Origin of the sequence: Streptomyces sp. NPDC005494 (assembly GCF_042872025.1) — a bacterium.
Classification (GTDB): Bacteria; Actinomycetota; Actinomycetes; order Streptomycetales; family Streptomycetaceae; genus Streptomyces.
The window spans coordinates 878,593-895,597 of record NZ_JBIAJR010000001.1 but is presented as its reverse complement, the minus strand read 5'-3'; the positions used below and the strand labels follow the sequence as shown (position 1 = coordinate 895,597).

The 17,005-nt window shown below is 71.7% G+C and carries 13 protein-coding genes; 5 read left to right on the top strand and 8 right to left on the bottom strand.

Going from position 1 to position 17,005, the window contains the following annotated elements:
* Positions 1 to 115: 115 nt before the first annotated feature.
* The 3 genes from ACFYQ6_RS04050 to pepN all read right to left on the bottom strand — a co-directional run bounded on the left by ACFYQ6_RS04050 (position 116) and on the right by pepN (position 7,336).
* On the bottom strand, positions 116 to 3,424 hold the full coding sequence (locus ACFYQ6_RS04050; RefSeq protein WP_388760304.1) for a S8 family serine peptidase: 3,309 nt from the start codon (positions 3,422 to 3,424) through the stop codon (positions 116 to 118).
* A 143-nt stretch (positions 3,425 to 3,567) separates the two neighbouring features.
* Complete coding sequence (locus ACFYQ6_RS04045) at positions 3,568 to 4,572, bottom strand: hypothetical protein (protein WP_388760301.1); 1,005 nt, start codon at positions 4,570 to 4,572, stop codon at positions 3,568 to 3,570.
* Positions 4,573 to 4,744: 172 nt separating this feature from the next.
* Positions 4,745 to 7,336, bottom strand: coding sequence for an aminopeptidase N (pepN, locus tag ACFYQ6_RS04040; protein WP_361571391.1), 2,592 nt, complete (start codon positions 7,334 to 7,336; stop codon positions 4,745 to 4,747).
* Between the two features lie 133 nt (positions 7,337 to 7,469).
* Between pepN and ACFYQ6_RS04035 the strand changes: the two genes are divergently transcribed.
* From ACFYQ6_RS04035 to ACFYQ6_RS04025, 3 genes are all read left to right on the top strand, one after another.
* Entirely contained in the window at positions 7,470 to 8,120 is a 651-nt protein-coding gene (locus tag ACFYQ6_RS04035; protein ID WP_361571389.1) for a DsbA family protein, read from the top strand.
* 175 nt (positions 8,121 to 8,295) lie between these two features.
* Entirely contained in the window at positions 8,296 to 9,669 is a 1,374-nt protein-coding gene (locus ACFYQ6_RS04030; RefSeq protein ID WP_361571386.1) for an MFS transporter, read from the top strand.
* Entirely contained in the window at positions 9,659 to 11,128 is a 1,470-nt protein-coding gene (locus tag ACFYQ6_RS04025) for an aminotransferase class V-fold PLP-dependent enzyme (protein ID WP_361571384.1), read from the top strand. Before ACFYQ6_RS04030 ends, ACFYQ6_RS04025 begins: the two co-directional genes overlap by 11 nt.
* Before the next feature lie 136 nt (positions 11,129 to 11,264).
* Here the strand turns inward: ACFYQ6_RS04025 and ACFYQ6_RS04020 are convergent, their stop codons facing one another.
* The gene (locus tag ACFYQ6_RS04020; RefSeq protein ID WP_124276476.1) at positions 11,265 to 11,906 is read right to left on the bottom strand and encodes a superoxide dismutase; all 642 of its coding nucleotides are present in this window, start codon (positions 11,904 to 11,906) and stop codon (positions 11,265 to 11,267) included.
* 97 nt (positions 11,907 to 12,003) lie between these two features.
* Positions 12,004 to 12,162: a hypothetical protein gene (locus ACFYQ6_RS04015; RefSeq protein ID WP_361571381.1), complete on the bottom strand. Its 159-nt coding sequence runs from the start codon at positions 12,160 to 12,162 to the stop codon at positions 12,004 to 12,006.
* Here ACFYQ6_RS04015 and ACFYQ6_RS04010 point away from each other — a divergent pair.
* On the top strand, positions 12,161 to 12,622 hold the full coding sequence (locus ACFYQ6_RS04010) for a GNAT family N-acetyltransferase (protein WP_388760294.1): 462 nt from the start codon (positions 12,161 to 12,163) through the stop codon (positions 12,620 to 12,622). The two genes, ACFYQ6_RS04015 and ACFYQ6_RS04010, sit on opposite strands and share 2 nt — an antisense overlap.
* Here ACFYQ6_RS04010 and ACFYQ6_RS04005 read toward each other — a convergent pair.
* Complete coding sequence (locus ACFYQ6_RS04005; RefSeq protein WP_388760291.1) at positions 12,594 to 13,808, bottom strand: MFS transporter; 1,215 nt, start codon at positions 13,806 to 13,808, stop codon at positions 12,594 to 12,596. The two genes, ACFYQ6_RS04010 and ACFYQ6_RS04005, sit on opposite strands and share 29 nt — an antisense overlap.
* Before the next feature lie 60 nt (positions 13,809 to 13,868).
* On the opposite strand from ACFYQ6_RS04005, the gene ACFYQ6_RS04000 reads away from it, so the two are divergent.
* Positions 13,869 to 14,834: an ArsR/SmtB family transcription factor gene (locus ACFYQ6_RS04000; RefSeq protein ID WP_388760288.1), complete on the top strand. Its 966-nt coding sequence runs from the start codon at positions 13,869 to 13,871 to the stop codon at positions 14,832 to 14,834.
* Here ACFYQ6_RS04000 and ACFYQ6_RS03995 read toward each other — a convergent pair.
* Both ACFYQ6_RS03995 and ACFYQ6_RS03990 read right to left on the bottom strand, forming a co-directional pair.
* Complete coding sequence (locus ACFYQ6_RS03995; protein ID WP_361571371.1) at positions 14,822 to 15,469, bottom strand: CatB-related O-acetyltransferase; 648 nt, start codon at positions 15,467 to 15,469, stop codon at positions 14,822 to 14,824. The two genes, ACFYQ6_RS04000 and ACFYQ6_RS03995, sit on opposite strands and share 13 nt — an antisense overlap.
* 36 nt (positions 15,470 to 15,505) lie before the next feature.
* Positions 15,506 to 16,921: an amino acid permease gene (locus ACFYQ6_RS03990; protein WP_361571369.1), complete on the bottom strand. Its 1,416-nt coding sequence runs from the start codon at positions 16,919 to 16,921 to the stop codon at positions 15,506 to 15,508.
* Positions 16,922 to 17,005: the final 84 nt, after the last annotated feature.

The following is a 17,005-nucleotide window of genomic DNA, read 5'->3' as shown; positions in this document are numbered from 1 at the left end:
TCCAATCCATTGTCCGGCAGGCGGACGCGCCGCGCACAGAGCTGTGGGGCGGGAGCCCTTGAGAGCACCCGCCCCACAGTCATGAGGTGTCGTACGGATCACACCGTGGCGAGAGCTACGGCGCGACCTTCTCGATCACGACGCTGCCGGTTCCCGCCGCGGTGCCGCGGGCGTTCACCAGCTGCACCTCGCCGAAGAACTGCCGGCCCTCGGGAGCCGCTCCGGCGACCAGGACCTCGGCGCCGACCTGGGCGGACGCGCCGTTGGCCAGGGTGACGGCCTTCGACTCGTCGACCTTGATCTCGCCGAGCGACGGGGCGTAGTACACGTCCCGGTAGTCGTACTCGGTGGTCCCGGCCGGGACCGAGTAGCCGTCGATGACGACGGTGTAGGTGCCGGCGGCCGGCTTCACCAGGCTGACCGACTCCTCCGAACCCGCCGAGGTCGACGCTCCGACCTCGGTCTCGCCCTTGTAGACGTAGAGGTCGATGTCGGCGTTGGCGTCCGAGGTGTTCCCGATGGCGATGTCCAGCTTCTCGACGCCCTCACCGATGGTGACCGTCTTGGTGTACCCGCCACCCGTGGCGATCGACGGCCGCTCCACGTCGGCGGAGCCCAGCGAGCCGCCCTTGAGCGCGCCCTCCAGGTCGCCCGCGTTGTTGGTGACCGTCCACTCGACCGCGGCCGGGCTGCCGATCTTCGCCTCGGGGATGGTCTGCACCGCCGGGTCGAAGGTGGCACCGAGCAGCGAGACGTCCAGCTTGTACGGGTTGTCCAGCAGCGGCGACGTACGGCGGGACTCGACCTCGATCTCCCAGACACCGGGCTGCGGGTCCTTGTAGGAGCGCGTGTCCGGGCGGCAGGTGTTGGTCGGGCTCTCGTAGTTCGGGTAGCAGTAGATCGTGGAGCTGTCCTCCACCGCCACACCGTACGGGTGGATGGAGATGAACCGCGTCTGGCTGCCCGAGCGCAGGGCGCTCAGCGCGACCTCCAGGGTCTCGGCACCCTCCGGGACGTTCAGGAAGTACGACGTGGTGCCGTTGCGCTGCACCGAGCCGGTCGTCGAGAACGCGTAGGCCGGCTTCACCAGGTCCTTGGCGACGACCACCGTGGCGAGGATCTGCTGGTCCACGCCACTGGTCTTCGAGTCGTCCACCCGCAGGATCGCGCTGTGGACGCCCGCGGTGCGCGGCTTGGCCTGCACCTTGACGGTGACCGGCTTGCCGAGCGGCAGCGAGACGGTGCTCGAACCGGTCAGGGAGAAGGTGCCGTCGTTGTTCTTCCACGACAGCTTGTGCTGCACGGCCTTGTCCGGACCCGTGGTGCGGGTGATGACGACGTCGTACGACTTCTTCTGGCCGGCCTTCAGGCCGCCCTCGCGGTCGTACAGGCCGGTGCCGAAGCCCGGGTCCTTCAGCGCGAAGTCGATCGCGGTGTCGACCGGGGCCTTGACCGAGTACTCGTGCGCCGGGGCGCCCTGCTTCTCGATCTGCTTCCAGGCACCGACGATGTCGATCAGACCGGCACCCTGGGCGTGCGCGGGCACGCCGTCGATGTGGGTGGCGGTGCTGGTCAGCGCGGTGCGCAGGTCGGCCGGGGGAAGCTCGATGTTCTTCTGCTTCGCCGCGGACAGCAGGAGCGCGGTGGCGCCGGCGGCCTGCGGGGAGGACATCGAGGTGCCCTGCAGCATCGAGTAGCCGGCCGGGAGGGAGTAGCCCGCCTCCTTGACCGGGCCGCCGGGCAGCCAGGTCTGGGTGGTGTTGATGGACGCACCCGGGGCCGTCAGGATCGGCGCGAAGCCGCCGTCCTCACGCGGACCGCGCGAGGAGAAGGGCAGCATGTCGTACTTCTTGGTGACGTTCGAGCCGTAGTTGGCGGCCCAGGTCTCCTTGGAGATGGACGCGCCCACCGAGATGACGTGGTCGGCCAGGCCGGGGTCACCGATGGTGTTCACACCCGGGCCGTCGTTGCCGGCCGAGATGACCAGCTGGACGCCGTAGATGTCGATGAGCCGCTTGTAGAGCTCGGCGCGGGCGTTGTTGCCGTCGTTGAGCGGCGGCAGACCGCCGATCGACATGTTGACGACGTCGACACCGCGGTTCACGACGAGGTCGATCATGCCCTCGGTCAGCGCGATGTTGGTGCAGCCGCCGGACCAGGTGCAGGCGCGCGAGGAGACGACCTTGGCGCCGGGCGCCGCGCCGTTCATCTTGCCGCCGAACAGGCCGTTGGCCGCGGTGATGCCCGCGACGTGGGTGCCGTGCTCGCTCTCGATGACGCCGATGTTCACGTAGTCGGCCTTGGCGCCGGCCGCGTTGTAGACGACGTCCTTGCGGGTCTCGACGACGAACGGGATGCGCTCGACGACCTCGGTCGCCGGGTTGTCCGTACCGAAGTAGCCGACCTGGTGGCCGTCCTTGTACGGCTTCAGCGCGGCCTCGTCACCGAAGTCCGCGTCGTTGTCCAGGTCCACGCGGGCGGTGCCGGCGACCGGGTCGTAGAGCACGGCCCAGACGTCGGTGGTGTCACCGTCCCGGTTCAGGTCCCCGGCCATGTCGCCACCCCGGGTGGCGGCCTCCGAGAAGAGCTGGATCTTGTAGGACCCCTCCGGCGCCGAGTAGGTGCGACCGCCGATGGTGAAGGCCGGACCGGCGACCGAGGCCGTCATCCGCAGCCAGGTGCCGTCACTGTCACTGACGGGGTCGGTGGCGGTCACCCAGTCGACGATCTTGCGCTCGCCGGTGGTGGTCTTCTGCAGCGCGGGGTGGCCGAGGTCGACACCGGAGTCCAGGACGCCGATGGTGATCCCGCGGCCGTCGGCCTTCGGGTGCTGCTTCACGAAGTCGACCGCGCCGGTCTCGAAGGACGGGTTGTACGGGTTCTTCGCCGGGGTGTTCCTGTCCGGCGCCGCGTAACTTCCCGTGGCCTTCGGCTGCTTCGCTCCGGCGGCCCGGTCGCCCGCGGGCGTCGGGTCGTCCAGCTTGATCTCCTGCTTGAGATCGATGCCCTGGACCGAGGAGAGCTTCTGCGCCGCCTTGATGGTGGCTTCGGCAGTCGCGGTCGGCACGGTCGCGCGGACGTATCCGAGCTTGTCGTACGTCTGCCCCATCACGGACCCCTTGACGGAGTCCAGCTGCTCGGCGACCTTCTCGGTCGCGCCCGGGGTGGTGGCGACCATCATCGTGATGTTCTTCTCGCCCTTGGCCTCGGCCTTCGCCAGCACATCGGCGTCGGCCTCGCCCAGCTTGTCGCCCTTCGTGCTCGTGGCGGCGGGCTTCACCGGAGAGGAGGCCGGATCGTCGGCGGCGAAGACCGGGGCCGCGCCGGAGGCGGCCAGCGTGGCCGCCAGTCCGGCCGCGGCCGCGATGCGCGCGGCGCGTCTCGCCCCGGGTATGGAGCTGGGGGATTCCTTGGTCATCAGCATCCCTGTTTGTGAAAGAAAGAGAGAGTCCGGAATTCGGTACCCGATGACCGCTCAGCCTTTCGTAGATGACAGGGGTTTGTGGAGAGTTGACGGGGACGAGAACGGGACATGGCGTAGATCCGCCACCGGGAGCATTGCGCCACTTACCGTGGCAACACCACCACGCAGGCGGCGGATTCGCGGTCGCAGGCCGCCATCAGCGCCGTGCGCAGCACCACCGCCTGTTGTGCCATCGCCTCGCGCAACTGCTTCGGCGTCACCCGCACCAGGGCGATCCCGAGCCTCTCCAGACGCTCCCGCTCCGCGGCGAAGGCGACAGCGTCCTCCCGGGGGGAGCGAGCGCCGAGTTCGAGGGCGACGGCCTGCTCCGGCCAGTAGGCGTCCACACCGCCCAGGCGGCCTCCGCCCGGCAGGGACAGCTCCACGTTCCACACCGGCTCCGGCAGCCCGTACGCGCGCACCATCTCGTACAGCCGGCCCTCCGCCACCGCGCGGCCCTCCACGAGCAGCGCGTCCACCGCGTCCGCCACGTGGGCCCGGCCCAGCAGTTCGGCCGCGTTCAGCTCCCGTACGACCGGGCCCGGTTCGCAGTGCCCCCCGCGCACCGCCTCCGTCAGGAGCCTGCGCACCGTCGAGGCGTCCGTGAGCGCGGCCACCGCGTCGGCGACGGCCCGCTCCACCGGGGCCAGTGGAATCCCGAGCCTGAGCTGCGGCCGGGGGAGTGAGGCCGCCCGGGTCACCTGCACGAAGCGGGCGGAGCGCAGCCGCCGGGTGCGCGGCACCAGTACGTCGATGCGGTGCAGCGCGATCACCGGCGGTGCGGACGCGAAGCCGTACAGGGCCAGCGCCGCGAGCCCCGTCACCATGGCCTCCCCGTAACCGGGCCCGGGCTGGGCGGGCACGGTCCTGCGGGCGGTGGCCGGGGGCCGTCCCGCGTACAGCAGCGCGCCGCGCACCCGGTCCTCGTTCGTCGGCGTGCCGGGGTGCAGCAGGTACACACCGGGGAGCAGTTGCTGCCACGGGCCCCCGGGCAGGCACCGGTCGGCGGTCTGCGCGGCGGTCACGCCCCGGGCGCGCAACTGCGCGGCCGACTGCACGCGGTGGCGCACATCGTGGGGGCGGGGGGAGAGCGGGGTGTTCTGGGTCATGCCGGGGAGGGTCCCCGCAGGCCCGCGGCGCGGTAACCCGTGTTACAGGTCCGTCGACATTCCAGGACGAGCCCGTCCTGAAGCACGGCAGTTCGAAAGCCGAAAAGGGCTGTCGAGGCAGGGATTGCACGGCGCACGCCCCGCACGGTTGTGCGGGGCGTGCGCCGGAATCTCACGCCGCCGCGTCGCGCTCCTGCCCCCGCAGCGCCCGTGCCAGATCGTCCCGGGCCTCCAGGACCAGCCGCCGGAGTGCCGGCGCGGCGTCGGGGTGCGAGGTGAGCCACGCGTCCGTCGCGGTGAGGGTCGCGGGGTCGTCCTGGAGCCCCGGGAAGAGACCCTTGACCACGTCCATGCCGATCTGGATGGAGCGCTCGGCCCACACCCGCTCGATCGCCTCGAAGTACGAGGCGGTGTACGGCGCCAGCAGCTCCCGCTGCGAGGGCTGCTCGAAGCCGGCGATCGTCGCCCCCACCAGGGCGTTGGACAGCTTGTCCGACTCCACGACCGCCGCCCACGCCTGGGCCTTGACCGCCGCCGAGGGCCGGGAGGCCAGGCACCGCACGTGGTGGCGCTTGCCGGACGCCGTGTCGTCCCGGGCGAGTTCGGCGTCGACCGCCGCCTCGTCGGCCACGCCGTGGGAGGCCAGCGGAGACAGGAACGCCCAGCGCAGCTCCTGGTCGACGTCCAGGCCCTCGATCACGGCGGAGCCGTCGAGCAGCCCGTTCAGCAGTTGGAGGTCCGCCTCGGACTCCGCGACCGCGGCGAAGAACCTGGCCCACGTCAGCTGGTGCTGGCTGCCCGGCTCCGCGCGGCGCAGCTCCGCCAGCGCGCCCTCGGCCAGCGCCCGGCCGCCCTCCTCGCGCCAGGCCGGCGCGGCGTAGTGCACCAGGGCCGACTGCGCCCAGGCGTGCAGCATCTGGAGCACGCCGATGTCCGACTCGCGGCCGGCGGACGACAGCACCAGGGAGACGAAGTCCCGGGCCGGCAGCAGCGCGTCACGCGTCAGGTTCCAGAGGGCGGACCAGCACAGCGCGCGGGCCAGCGGGTCGGTGATGTCGCCGAGGTGCTCGCGCAGGGTGGCCAGGGACCCCTCGTCGAAGCGGATCTTGCAGTACGTGAGGTCGTCGTCGTTGACCAGGACCAGGTCGGGCCTCTCGGACCCGGCCAGCTCCGTGACCACGCTCCGCTCCCCGGCGACATCGGTCTCCGCGCGGGCGTACCGCACCAGCTCACCCTCGGGGGACAGCCGGTAGAGACCCACGGCGACCCGGTGGGGCCGCAGCTCCGGGTGGGAGGCCGCGGCCTCCTGGGTCACGGCGAGCTCCGCGATCCGGCCGTCCTCGTCGTACGACACGACCGGCGTCAGGACGTTGACCCCCGCCGTCTGGAGCCACGCGCGCGACCAGGCCGTCATGTCCCGGCCCGAGGTCTCGGCCAGCACCGAGAGGAGGTCGCCCAGCTGCGTGTTGCCGTACGCGTGCTGCTTGAAGTAGCGCCGCGCGCCCTCCAGGAACGCGTCCCGTCCCACGTACGCCACGAGCTGCTTCAGCACCGACGCGCCCTTGGCGTAGGTGATGCCGTCGAAGTTCAGCTTGGCGTCCTCCAGGTCACGGATGTCGGCCGTGATCGGGTGGGTGGACGGCAACTGGTCGGCGCGGTAGGCCCAGGCCTTGCGGTTGTTGGCGAAGGTGATCCAGCCGTTGGTGAAGCGGGTGGCCTCCACCATCGAGAAGGTCCCCATGAAGTCGGCGAAGGACTCCTTCAGCCACAGGTCGTCCCACCACCGCATGGTGACCAGGTCGCCGAACCACATGTGCGCCATCTCGTGCAGGATGACGTTGGCGCGGCGCTCGTACGAGGCGGAGGTGACCTTGCCGCGGTAGATGTACTCCTCGCGGAAGGTGACGAGGCCCGGGTTCTCCATCGCCCCGAGGTTGTACTCGGGCACGAACGCCTGGTCGTACTTCCCGAAGGGGTACGGGTAGTCGAAGTGGTCGTGGAAGAAGTCCAGGCCCTGCTTGGTGATCAGGAAGACGTCGTCTGCGTCGAAGTGCCGCGCGAGCCCCTTCCGGCACATCGCGCCGAGCGGGACCTCCAGCTTCGTGCCGTCGTCGAAGGTCCGGGTGTAGAGGTCGCTCACGTAGTGGTACGGCCCCGCCACCACCACCGTGATGTACGTGGAGATCGGCTTCGTCTCCGCGAAGCGGTGGACCTCGCCCTCCTGGGACTCCTCCTCGCCGTTGCTCCAGACCCGCCAGCCCTCGGGAGCCGTCACCTCGAAGCGGTAGGGCGCCTTGAGGTCGGGCTGTTCGAAGTTGGCGAAGACGCGGCGGGCGTCGGCCGGCTCGTACTGCGTGTAGAGGTAGACCTCGCCGTCCTCCGGGTCGACGAAGCGGTGCATGCCCTCGCCCGTCCTGCTGTACGCGCACCGCGCGTCGACCACCAGGACGTTCTCGCCGCCGGGCAGGCCGTCCAGCGCGATCCGGGTGCCGTCGAAGACGGCCGCCGGGTCCAGCTCCTTGCCGTTCAGCGTCACCGCGTCCACGGCCGGGGCCAGCAGGTCGGCGAAGGTCGAGGCACCGTCGCGGGCCACGCGGAAGCGGATCGTCGTGCGCGAGCGGAAGGTGCGCGGGCCCGCCTCCCCGTCGCCCCCGTCGGGCTCACCGACCGCGGAACGCAGGTCGAGGGCGACCTCGTAGCCGTCGACGGTCAGCAGCTCGGCCCTCTCGTGGGCCTCGTCGCGGGACAGGTTTTCACCGGGCACGGAGCACTCCTTCGTGTCTCGTTCGAACACCTTTGATCCTCCCACGCGGCCCTCGCGGCCCACGCACGGGAATGGCCGCAGGGGCCGACGGTGTTCTGACGCTCAGGCGCAGACCCACCTCATGAGGAGAGACATGCCCGAGAACAGCACGGCCGCCGCCAAGGTCCCGGCCGACTTCTGGTTCGACCCGCTCTGCCCCTGGGCCTGGATGACCTCCCGCTGGATGCTGGAGGTGGAGAAGGTCCGCGACGTCGAGGTGCGCTGGCACGTGATGAGCCTGGCCGTCCTGAACGAGCCCCGCCTCGACGAGCTGCCGGAGGAGTACCAGGACATGATGCGCACCAAGGCCTGGGCGCCGGTCCGGGTCGTGGTCGCCGCCCAGCAGAAGCACGGCGACGACATCGTCGGCCCGCTCTACACCGCGCTCGGCACCCGCATCCACAACAACGGCGAGGGCCCCACCCGCGAGGCGATCGCGGGCGCCCTGGCGGACGTCGGCCTGCCGGCCGACCTGCTGGAGTACGCCGACTCCGACACGTACGACAAGGAACTGCGCGCATCCCACCAGGAGGGCATCGACAAGGTCGGCCAGGACGTCGGCACGCCGGTCATCGCCGTGCCCGGCGCCGACGGCGAGCAGATCGCCTTCTTCGGCCCGGTCGTCACCCCCGCCCCCAAGGGCGAGGAGGCGGCGAAGCTCTGGGACGGCACCCTGCTCGTGGCCTCGATCCCCGGCTTCTACGAGATCAAGCGGACGCGCACGCAGGGCCCGATCTTCGACTGACCTGCCCTGCACGCGGGTCCGGTGTTCGACTGACCTGCCCCGTAGGCGGGCCCGTCGTCGACCGGCCCGCGTCTGCCGCGGGCGGGGCGGCCGTGCCCCGCCCGCCGTGTGGCGGTCATGTGTCATGGGCGGCCCGGGTCTTGCCGAAAAGATGAACATCGTTCAGGATCTGCCCATGCCAGCGGCCGGTTCGAACAACCACGCGGCCCCGCCCCTGCCGCGCACCGTGCGGATCGGCTACGGGCTCGGCTCGCTCTGCACCGGCACCTTCGCGACCGTGCCCGGCCTGATCCTGCTCTACTACCTCACCGACGTCCTCGCCGTGCCCGCCGCCGTCGCGGGAGCCGCCGTCTTCCTGCCCAAGGCCTGGGACGTCCTGATCAACCCCCTGATCGGCGCGCTCTCCGACCGCAGCCGGCTGCGCGGCGGCCCGCGCAGGCCGTTCCTGCTGATCGGCGCCTGCACCCTGCCCCCGCTCTTCGCGCTGATCTTCGCCGCGCCGCCGCTGCGGGGCGCCGGCGCGGCGGGCTATGTCGCGGTCCTGTTCCTGCTGGCCGCCACCGCCTACGCCGTCTTCCAGGTGCCGTACGTGACCATGCCGGCGGAGATGACCGAGGACCCGCGCGAACGCGGCCGGGTCCTCGGCTGGCGGGTGGGTTTCCTCGGCGTCGCCATCCTGCTCTCCGGCGCGCTGGCACCCGCGATCGCGCACGCCGACGGGGACACCCCGGAGAGCTACCGGCTGATGGGCGCGGTCGTCGCCGTCCTGCTGGCCGTCGGCATGTTCGGCGCGTGGCTCGCCACCCGCCGCGCCCCGGCCGTCGCCCGCAGCGAGGCCGAGCCCTCCCTCCGCGCGCAGCTCGCCGCCGCCCGCTCCAGCGCGCCGTTCCTCCACCTCGCCGGGATGTGGACCTTGCAGGCGCTCGCCATCGGCGTGATGCTCGCGGGCGTCCAGTACTTCGCGACGTACACCCTCGGCTCGGCGGGCGCGGTGACCCCGCTGTTCGCGTGCCTGATCGGCCCGCTGGTCCTCTTCATGCCGCTGTGGAACCGGCTCGCCCGCCGCAAGGGCGTGACGTACGCCCAGTGGTGCGCGTCGCTGCTCTACACCGCAGGGGCGGTGCTCCTCGCCTTCACCGGCGCCGCGGGTCCCGCCGTCGGCTACGCGGCGGTCGTCCTCGTCGGCATCGCCTACGCCGGGCTGCAGTTGCTGCCCCTGACCATGCTCGCCGAGACGCTGGCCGCCGACGCGGCCGTCACCGGCAGACGCAGGGCCGCGACCTTCACCGGGCTCTGGACCGCGGCGGAGACCCTCGCCTTCGCCCTGGGCGCGGGGGTGTTCGCCCTGGTGCTGGCCGTCACCGGATTCCGTTCCTCCGACGCCGCGCACCAGGTGGACCAGCCGGCGGCGGCGCTGACGGGCATCACCGCGGGGATGAGCGTGCTGCCCGCCGTCATCGCTGCCGCGAGCCTCCTGCTGCTGCACCGCCACAGCGCCGCACCGATCCCGCACCGCCCTCTCCAGGAAGAGCCCGCCCGTGCCGACTGAACCCGCACTCCCCGACGGCCGGCGCGCCCGCGAGGTGCTCGCCGAACTCTGCGCCCTGCGCACGGCGGACGCGCCCACCCGCGGGGGCCGCACCTTCGCCTACGTCTACGACGCCGGGCTGGACGGCCTCGACGAGCTGGCCGCCGAGGCGTACACCGCCTTCGCCACGGTCAACGGGCTCGACCCCACGGTCTTCCCGAGCGTGGCCCGGCTGGAGAACGACGTGGTTGGCGCGGTGGCCGCGCTGCTCGGCACCCCCGGCGCCCAGGGCACCTTCACCAGCGGCGGCACCGAGAGCATCCTGCTGGCCGTCAAGACGGCCCGCGACCACGCCCGGGCGGAGCGGGGCATCACCGAGCCGCAGCTGCTGCTGCCCTCCACCGCCCACGCCGCCTTCCACAAGGCCGCCTCTTATCTGGCCGTGGAGCCCGTCGTCGTCCCCGTCGACCCCCGCACCTTCCGCGCCGACGCCGGAGCCATGGCAGCCGCGATCACCCCCCGCACGGTGCTGGCCGTCGCCTCGGCCCCCTCGTACGCCCACGGAGTGATCGACCCCGTCGCCGAGATCGCCGGGGCGGCCGCCGCCCGGGGAGTGCTCTGCCACGTCGACGCCTGTATCGGCGGCTGGATCCTGCCCCACCTCCGGCGCGCCGGACGGGAGGTGCCGCCCTTCGACCTGTCCGTGCCCGGGGTGACCTCGCTCTCGGTGGATCTGCACAAGTACGCGTACGCCGACAAGGGCGCCTCGGTGGTCCTGTACCGCGACGCCGGCCTGCGCCGCCACCAGTACTTCGCGCACGCGGGCTGGCCCGGCTACCCCGTCGTCAACCCGACCGTGCAGGGCACCAAGTCCGGCGGTCTGCTGGCGCAGGCCTGGGCGGTCCTCCGCTACGTGGGCGAGGAGGGTTACACCGCGCTCGCGGCCCGGGTCGCCGAAGCGTCGGACCGGCTGCTGGCGGGGCTGCGGGCGAGTGACGGCGTACGGGTGCTCGGCGAACCGGCCGCGGGGCTCGTCTCCTTCACCGTCGCCCGGGCCGAGGGCGGCGCCCCCGACCTCGGCCTGCTCCTCCATCTCGCCGACGAGATGCGCGCACTCGGCTGGTACCTCCAGCCGCAGCTCTCCTTCGACGGTCTCCCGCCCAACCTCCACCTCACACTGACGCCCGCCACGGTCGGCCAGGTCGACGCGCTGCTCGCCGACCTCGCGACCGCCTTGGAGAAGGCGCGCGCCCTGGAGCCGGTCACCGTGGACCCCGCGCTCACCGCGTTCGCCGCCGGGCTGGACCCCGAGGCGCTCGGACCGGACGAGGTCGCGGCGGTCCTCGCCTTCGCGGGGCTCGGCGAGGGGGCGGGGCTGCCGGACCGGATGGCACCCGTACTGGTCCTGCTGGACGCCCTGCCGGGTGCGCTCAAGGAGCGGCTGCTCTCCGAGTTCATCGGCTCCGTGTTCCGGATCTGAGCCCGGCCCTGAACGGAGCAGCTCCGGCCAGGGCATGGGAGAGCCCCCGCGAGTCAGGTCCTCGCGGGGGCTCTCCTTTCATCCGCCTGCCGGGTGAAGGTTGAGAAGACGATCACGAGGCAGGACGCTCGGGGCGTCAGGGAGCGAGCAGCAGCACGTCCGCGCGCTCCTTGGCGGCGGCGTAGCGCTTCGCCACGTCCTGCCAGTTGACGACGCGCCACATCGCCTCGATGAAGTCGACCTTCTGGTTCTTGTACTGCAGGTAGAAGGCGTGCTCCCAGGCGTCGAACACCAGGATCGGCACGGAGCCCTGGCCCACGTTGCCCTGGTGGTCGTAGACCTGCTCGACGATCAGCTTGCCGCTGACCGGCTCGTAGGCGAGGACGCCCCAGCCGGAGCCCTGCGTGGTCGCAGCGGCCTTCGTCAGCTGGGACTTGAAGCCGGCGTACGAGCCGAAGGACTCGGCGATCGCGTCCGCCAGGTCCCCCACACCGTCCGCCGCGAGGGGCTCGCCGCCGCCGTCACCGGTCATGTTGTGCCAGTAGATCGAGTGAAGGATGTGGCCGGAGAGATGGAACGCGAGGTTCTTCTGGAGGCCGTTGATCGCGCCCCAGGCCTCCTTGTCGCGGGCCTCCTCCAGCTGCTCCAGGGTGTCGTTCGCACCCTTGACGTACGCCGCGTGGTGCTTGTCGTGGTGGAGCTCGATGATCTGCGGGTTGATGACCGGTTCGAGCGCCGCGTAGTCGTACGGGAGTTCCGGAAGCGTGTACGTGGCCATGGGTTCGAACCCTCCAGCTGCTGCCTAGTTGTTGTTGCAACTCATTCGCAATTGCAGGCTAGCAGGAGGAGGGCCCGAAGGTGATCAGCCGTTCGCCCTAGGACCGGAGGCCGTCCCGAGCGCCCGCCGCCAGGTCGGGGAAATCCGTCACGACGGCGTCCAGGTCGGCCTCGATCCAGTCCGCTCCGGCCCGCACCGCGACTGTGTCGTACGGCCACGGGTACGGTCCTCGGCAGGCGACGGAGGAGGAAGACATGGAGCTTCGGCCGGGGCGGCCCGGAGAGGCCGCGGCGCTGACCGGGCTGGCACTGCGTTCCAAGGCCCACTGGGGTTACGACGAGGCGTTCATGGCCGCCTGCCGCGACGAGCTGACCGTCCGCCCCGGCGACACGGCGGGCGGGCGCACGGTGGTCGCGGAGGAGGACGGCCGTGTCCTGGGTTTCACCACGCTGTCCGGGGAGCCACCCGAGGGCGCCCTCGGCATGATGTTCGTCGAGCCCGTCACCATCGGCCGGGGCGTGGGCCGGCTCCTCTTTGAGCACACCATGGGGCGGGCCCGTCGGCTCGGCTTCGAGACGCTCACCATCGACGCCGACCCGAACGCCGAACCGTTCTACACGGCGATGGGAGCCGTCAGGATCGGCGCCACCCCTTCCGGCTCGATCCCGGGACGGTCTCTGCCGCTGCTCAGGATCGCGCTCGCCCAGGCTTCGTGAGCGGCACGCCCGCACCGGGGAGACCGTCGCGCTCGCGCCTGAGCCCAGGTGTCAGGGCCAGCGTCACCGCGACCGAGGCCGCGGCCATCACCGTGATCGCCGTCGCCGCGGAGGTCCGCTGGGCGACTGCGCCCGCCAGGGCCGCCGCCACACCCTGCATGGCGAGCATCCCGGACGCGTGCAGGCCGAGCGCCTGGCCGGCCATCGCGTCCGGGGTCAAAGCCATCAGGCGCTCCTGGAACAGCAGGCTCGCCGAGAAGCCGGTCGACGCCAGGGCGACGAGAGCGAGCGCCCAGGGCAGCCCCGGCCGCAGGGCGAACAGCAGGTAGGGGAGGGCCAGAAGCAGGAGCATCGGGGTGCCCAGTCGCGCCCGCCACCGCGCCGGTACGAACCGTCCCGCAACCGTGTCCCCGGCCAGCATCCCGAACGCCGTGCAGGCGAACAGCAGCCCCGCCCGGTCCGGCCGGTAGGGGACGAAGAGCGATTCGCAGCCGACGACCAGGCCGTTGGGCAGCCAGAGCGCGAGGTACACACGCCGCCGGGGGGCCGAGGACCACAGCAGTACGTTGGTCCGCCAGGTCTCGCCCACCGGCGGCCGCCCGGCCGCCCGGGGCGTACGGTGCGCGAGACCGAACCGGGCGGCTGCGGCACCGGCCACGTACAGCGCCGCGGCGACGAGCAGCGTGCCGCGCGGGGACAGCACGGTGACCAGGACCCCACCGGCCGCGTAGCCGCAGATCTGCATGGAGCCGGCGCACATGTTGAGCACCGAACGCCCCAGCAGGAAGGCGTCCTTGGGCAGCACCTCGTTGAGCAGTCCGTACCGCACCCCGCCGATCACGGCCGCGACGGTCCCCTCGCCCAGGACGACGGCGAACACCAGCGGCAGCGGTAGCCCGGGGACGGCGAGGACGGCGGTCCCGATGCCGAAGGCGAGCGCCGCGCCGCTCAGTGCTCCGCGCGGCGGGAGCCGGTCGGCCGCCGACATCAGCAGGGTCGCGCCGATCAGCTGGGCGAGTGAGGAGCCGAACATGGAGAGCGCGGAGAGCAGCGGTGACCCCGTCGTGGTGAACACGAGGACACCCAGGGCCAGTCCGCTCGTCGTCGAGGCGGCACCCTGCAGCGCACTCGTCGCGAAGAGGGGGCCGAACTGAGGCACACGGAAGACGTCCCGGTAGGTGAGCATGCGGGGGAGTCTCGGCGGGTGTTCCGAGCAGCCGTTACTGTTTCGCCCGGAGGCGAAACCATGGGCTGGTGGCAGGTCAACGCGGACACTCTGGCAGCCGGACGCTTCGTCGTGTCGGAGCTGTCCGAGACCACGGCGACGCTCCAGAGCCTGGAGTGCGGGGTGGCCGCGAACCCGGCCGAACGCGCGTGGTTCGACACCCACAGGCCCGCCTACCGGGAGCGTCTCGCCGAGGACCCGGTCACCGCGCAGCTCGTGCGGACCGGCCTCGGCGGCCACTGGAACGCGGACTTCCTCACCCCCACACCCACCGGCCGGACCACCTTCGCCGAAGACCTGGCCCGGGTGCGCGAGACGCCCCCCGAGGCCGCCCGCGCCGACCTGGAGGTGTCCGGGGGAGGACCGCTCCCGGCGGAACTACACCGTCCCGACCTGCCGCAGCGGGCTGCCGACCTGCTGGAATGGGTGTGGGAGCACCTCGTGCTCCCTGACTGGCCGCGCCGCCGCCGGATCCTCGAGGCGGACATCGTGGCGCGCGCGGGACAGCTGAGCCAGGGCGGCTGGGCCGCCGCGCTGGAGGCGATGAACCCCGGCATGCGCTGGCTGGGCGGCAGCCGGCTCCAGGTCAACCCGCGCGACTACCCGCCGCGTGAACTCGCGGGCGTACGGCTGGTGTTCGTCCCTGTCACACCACGTCAGGGCTGGGTCTCCTGGGACGCCGGCGCGCGACGGTACGCGGTCGTGTACGCCAGCTCCGGGACCCTGTCGGAGACGGACCGGCCCGTCGTCCCCGACAGCCTCGGCAGGCTGCTGGGGCCCGCGCGGGCCGGTGTCCTCGTACTGCTCGACCGCCCCAGGAGCACCACGGAGCTGGTGGCGCTCACCGGCCAGGGCCTGGGATCGGTGGGCCGGCACCTGAAGGTCCTGCTCGACGCAGGCCTGGCGGGGCGACGGCGGTCGGGCCGCTCGGTCCTCTACTTCCGCACGGAGACGGGCGAGGTGCTCCTCGGCGCTCAGCCCCGCTGAGGCGCTGCCGCTTCCAGGTCGTCGACGCTGCCGGACATGACGGTGCGGATGTGCTCGGTGAGGTGTTCGGCCGGCCAGTCCCACCAGGCGACGGCGAGGAGGCGGGCGATGTCCTTCTCGTCGTAGCGGGTGCGGAGCAGCTTCGCCGGGTTGCCGCCCACGATCCCGTAGTCCGGTACGTCGGACGTGACCACGGAGCCCGCCGCGATGACCGCGCCGTTCCCGATCCGCACGCCCGGCATCACCGTCACCCGGTAGCCGAACCACACGTCGTGGCCGACCACCGTGTCGCCCCGGTTCGGCAGCCCGGCCAGCAGGTCGAAGTGGTCGGCCCAGGAGCCGCCCATGGTGGGGAACGGGAACGTGGACGGGCCGTCCATGCGGTGGTTGGCGCCGTTCATGATGAACCGCACCCCCGTCCCCAGCGCGCAGAAACGGCCGATGACCAGCTTCTCCGGGCCGTAGTGGTACAGCACGTTGCGCGTCTCGAAGGCGGTCGCGTCATCGGGGTCGTCGTAGTACGAATACGCGCCGACCTCGATGAGCGGGGACGTGACCAGCGGCGCGAGCTGCACCACCCGCGGCTGTCCGGGCATCGGGTGCAGCACGGTCGGGTCTGCGGGAAGAGGACTCATGCCCGGACCCTCGCAGAGCGACCGTGCCGCACGCACTCAGTTTTCGGCCGGGGTGACGCGCTGCGCCCGCTTCTGCCGCACCACGCCGATCACGATCAGCACCGCCGTCAGCGCGCCCGTGGCCAGCAACTGGTCGCGGGTGTCCGGCTGGCGCAGCATCAGGACGAAGATGCCGGTCATGGCCACCAGCGCCAGGACGGTCAGGCCGGGGAAGAGCCACATACGGACGACCAGCCGGTCCGGGGCCTCCCGCTCCAGCCGCTTGCGCAGGACGAGCTGGGAGACGGCGATGAAGATCCAGACGACCAGGATCACCGCGCCGATCATGTTGAGCAGCCACGGGAACACGTCGTCGGGCCGCCAGTAGCTGAGCAGCACGCACAGGAAGCCGAAGACGGAGGAGGCGAGCACGGCGTTGCGCGGGACACCGGAGGAGACCTTGCCGAGGATCTTCGGGCCCTGACCGCGGGCGACAAGGGAACAGGCCATGCGCGAGGAGCCGTAGATGTTGGCGTTCATCGCGGAGAGCAGGGCGACCAGGATGACCACGTTCATGATCTCCGCCGCGCCGCCGATGCCGAGGTGGTCGAGCATCGCGTAGAACGGGCCGACCTCGGCGACCTTCGGGTCGTCCCACGGCACGAGGGTCACGATGACGGCCATCGAGCCGATGTAGAAGACGGCGATCCGCCACATCGCCGTACGCACCGCCGTGGCGACGCCCCGCACCGGGTTCTCCGACTCGGCCGCCGCGATCGTGACCGTCTCCAGACCGCCGTACGCGAAGACCGAGGCGAGCAGACCGATGATGAGGCCCTCGGAACCGTTCGGCATGAAGCCGCCGTCGCCGGTGAGGTTCGCGGTGCCCGGGGAGTCCGTCCCCGGCAGCACGCCGAGGATCGCGAGGAGGCCGAGGACCAGGAAGAGCGCGATCGCGACGACCTTGAGCGCGGCGAACCAGAACTCGAACTCGCCGAAGTTCTTCACGGCGGCCAGGTTCGTGCCGAGGAAGACCAGCATGAACAGGGCCACCCAGGCCCACTCGGGCGTGCCCGGGAGCCAGCCCGTCACGATCTGCGCGGCGCCGATGCCCTCCAGGCCCACGGCGACGCAGAGCAGCACCCAGAACGACCACCCGGCCGTGAAACCGGCCCACGGCCCGATCGCCCGTTCCGCGTGGACGGAGAAGGAGCCGGACGCGGGGTTGGCCGCGGACATCTCGCCCAGCATCCGCATCACGAACATGACCAGGAGCCCGGAGACGGCGTAGGCGACGACGATCGAGGGGCCCGCCGCGGCGATGCCCGCGCCCGAACCGACGAACAGCCCGGCCCCGATCACACCGCCCAGGGCGATCATCGAGAGATGGCGCTGCTTGAGTCCTCGGGTGAGCGCGGAGTCGGCGGCGGGAGCGGTTGCGTCCGTGGGGGGCGGCGCGGAGGTCCGGGACATGGACAGGCTCTGTTCACTGGTCGGGACGGGGGTCGCCCACAGTCTGGGCACGAGTTCCGGCCACGGGGAACGGCTGTCCGCTAT

Bases quoted from the DNA above. Each gene is read 5' to 3' on its own strand.
- ACFYQ6_RS04050 (WP_388760304.1), bottom strand. From the start codon at position 3,424: ATGCTGATGACCAAGGAATCCCCCAGCTCCATACCCGGGGCGAGACGC.
- ACFYQ6_RS04045 (WP_388760301.1), bottom strand. From the start codon at position 4,572: ATGACCCAGAACACCCCGCTCTCCCCCCGCCCCCACGATGTGCGCCAC.
- ACFYQ6_RS04035 (WP_361571389.1), top strand. From the start codon at position 7,470: ATGCCCGAGAACAGCACGGCCGCCGCCAAGGTCCCGGCCGACTTCTGG.
- ACFYQ6_RS04030 (WP_361571386.1), top strand. From the start codon at position 8,296: ATGCCAGCGGCCGGTTCGAACAACCACGCGGCCCCGCCCCTGCCGCGC.
- ACFYQ6_RS04020 (WP_124276476.1), bottom strand. From the start codon at position 11,906: ATGGCCACGTACACGCTTCCGGAACTCCCGTACGACTACGCGGCGCTC.
- ACFYQ6_RS04010 (WP_388760294.1), top strand. From the start codon at position 12,161: ATGGAGCTTCGGCCGGGGCGGCCCGGAGAGGCCGCGGCGCTGACCGGG.
- ACFYQ6_RS04015 (WP_361571381.1), bottom strand. From the start codon at position 12,162: ATGTCTTCCTCCTCCGTCGCCTGCCGAGGACCGTACCCGTGGCCGTAC.
- ACFYQ6_RS04005 (WP_388760291.1), bottom strand. From the start codon at position 13,808: ATGCTCACCTACCGGGACGTCTTCCGTGTGCCTCAGTTCGGCCCCCTC.
- ACFYQ6_RS04000 (WP_388760288.1), top strand. From the start codon at position 13,869: ATGGGCTGGTGGCAGGTCAACGCGGACACTCTGGCAGCCGGACGCTTC.
- ACFYQ6_RS03995 (WP_361571371.1), bottom strand. From the start codon at position 15,469: ATGAGTCCTCTTCCCGCAGACCCGACCGTGCTGCACCCGATGCCCGGA.
- ACFYQ6_RS03990 (WP_361571369.1), bottom strand. From the start codon at position 16,921: ATGTCCCGGACCTCCGCGCCGCCCCCCACGGACGCAACCGCTCCCGCC.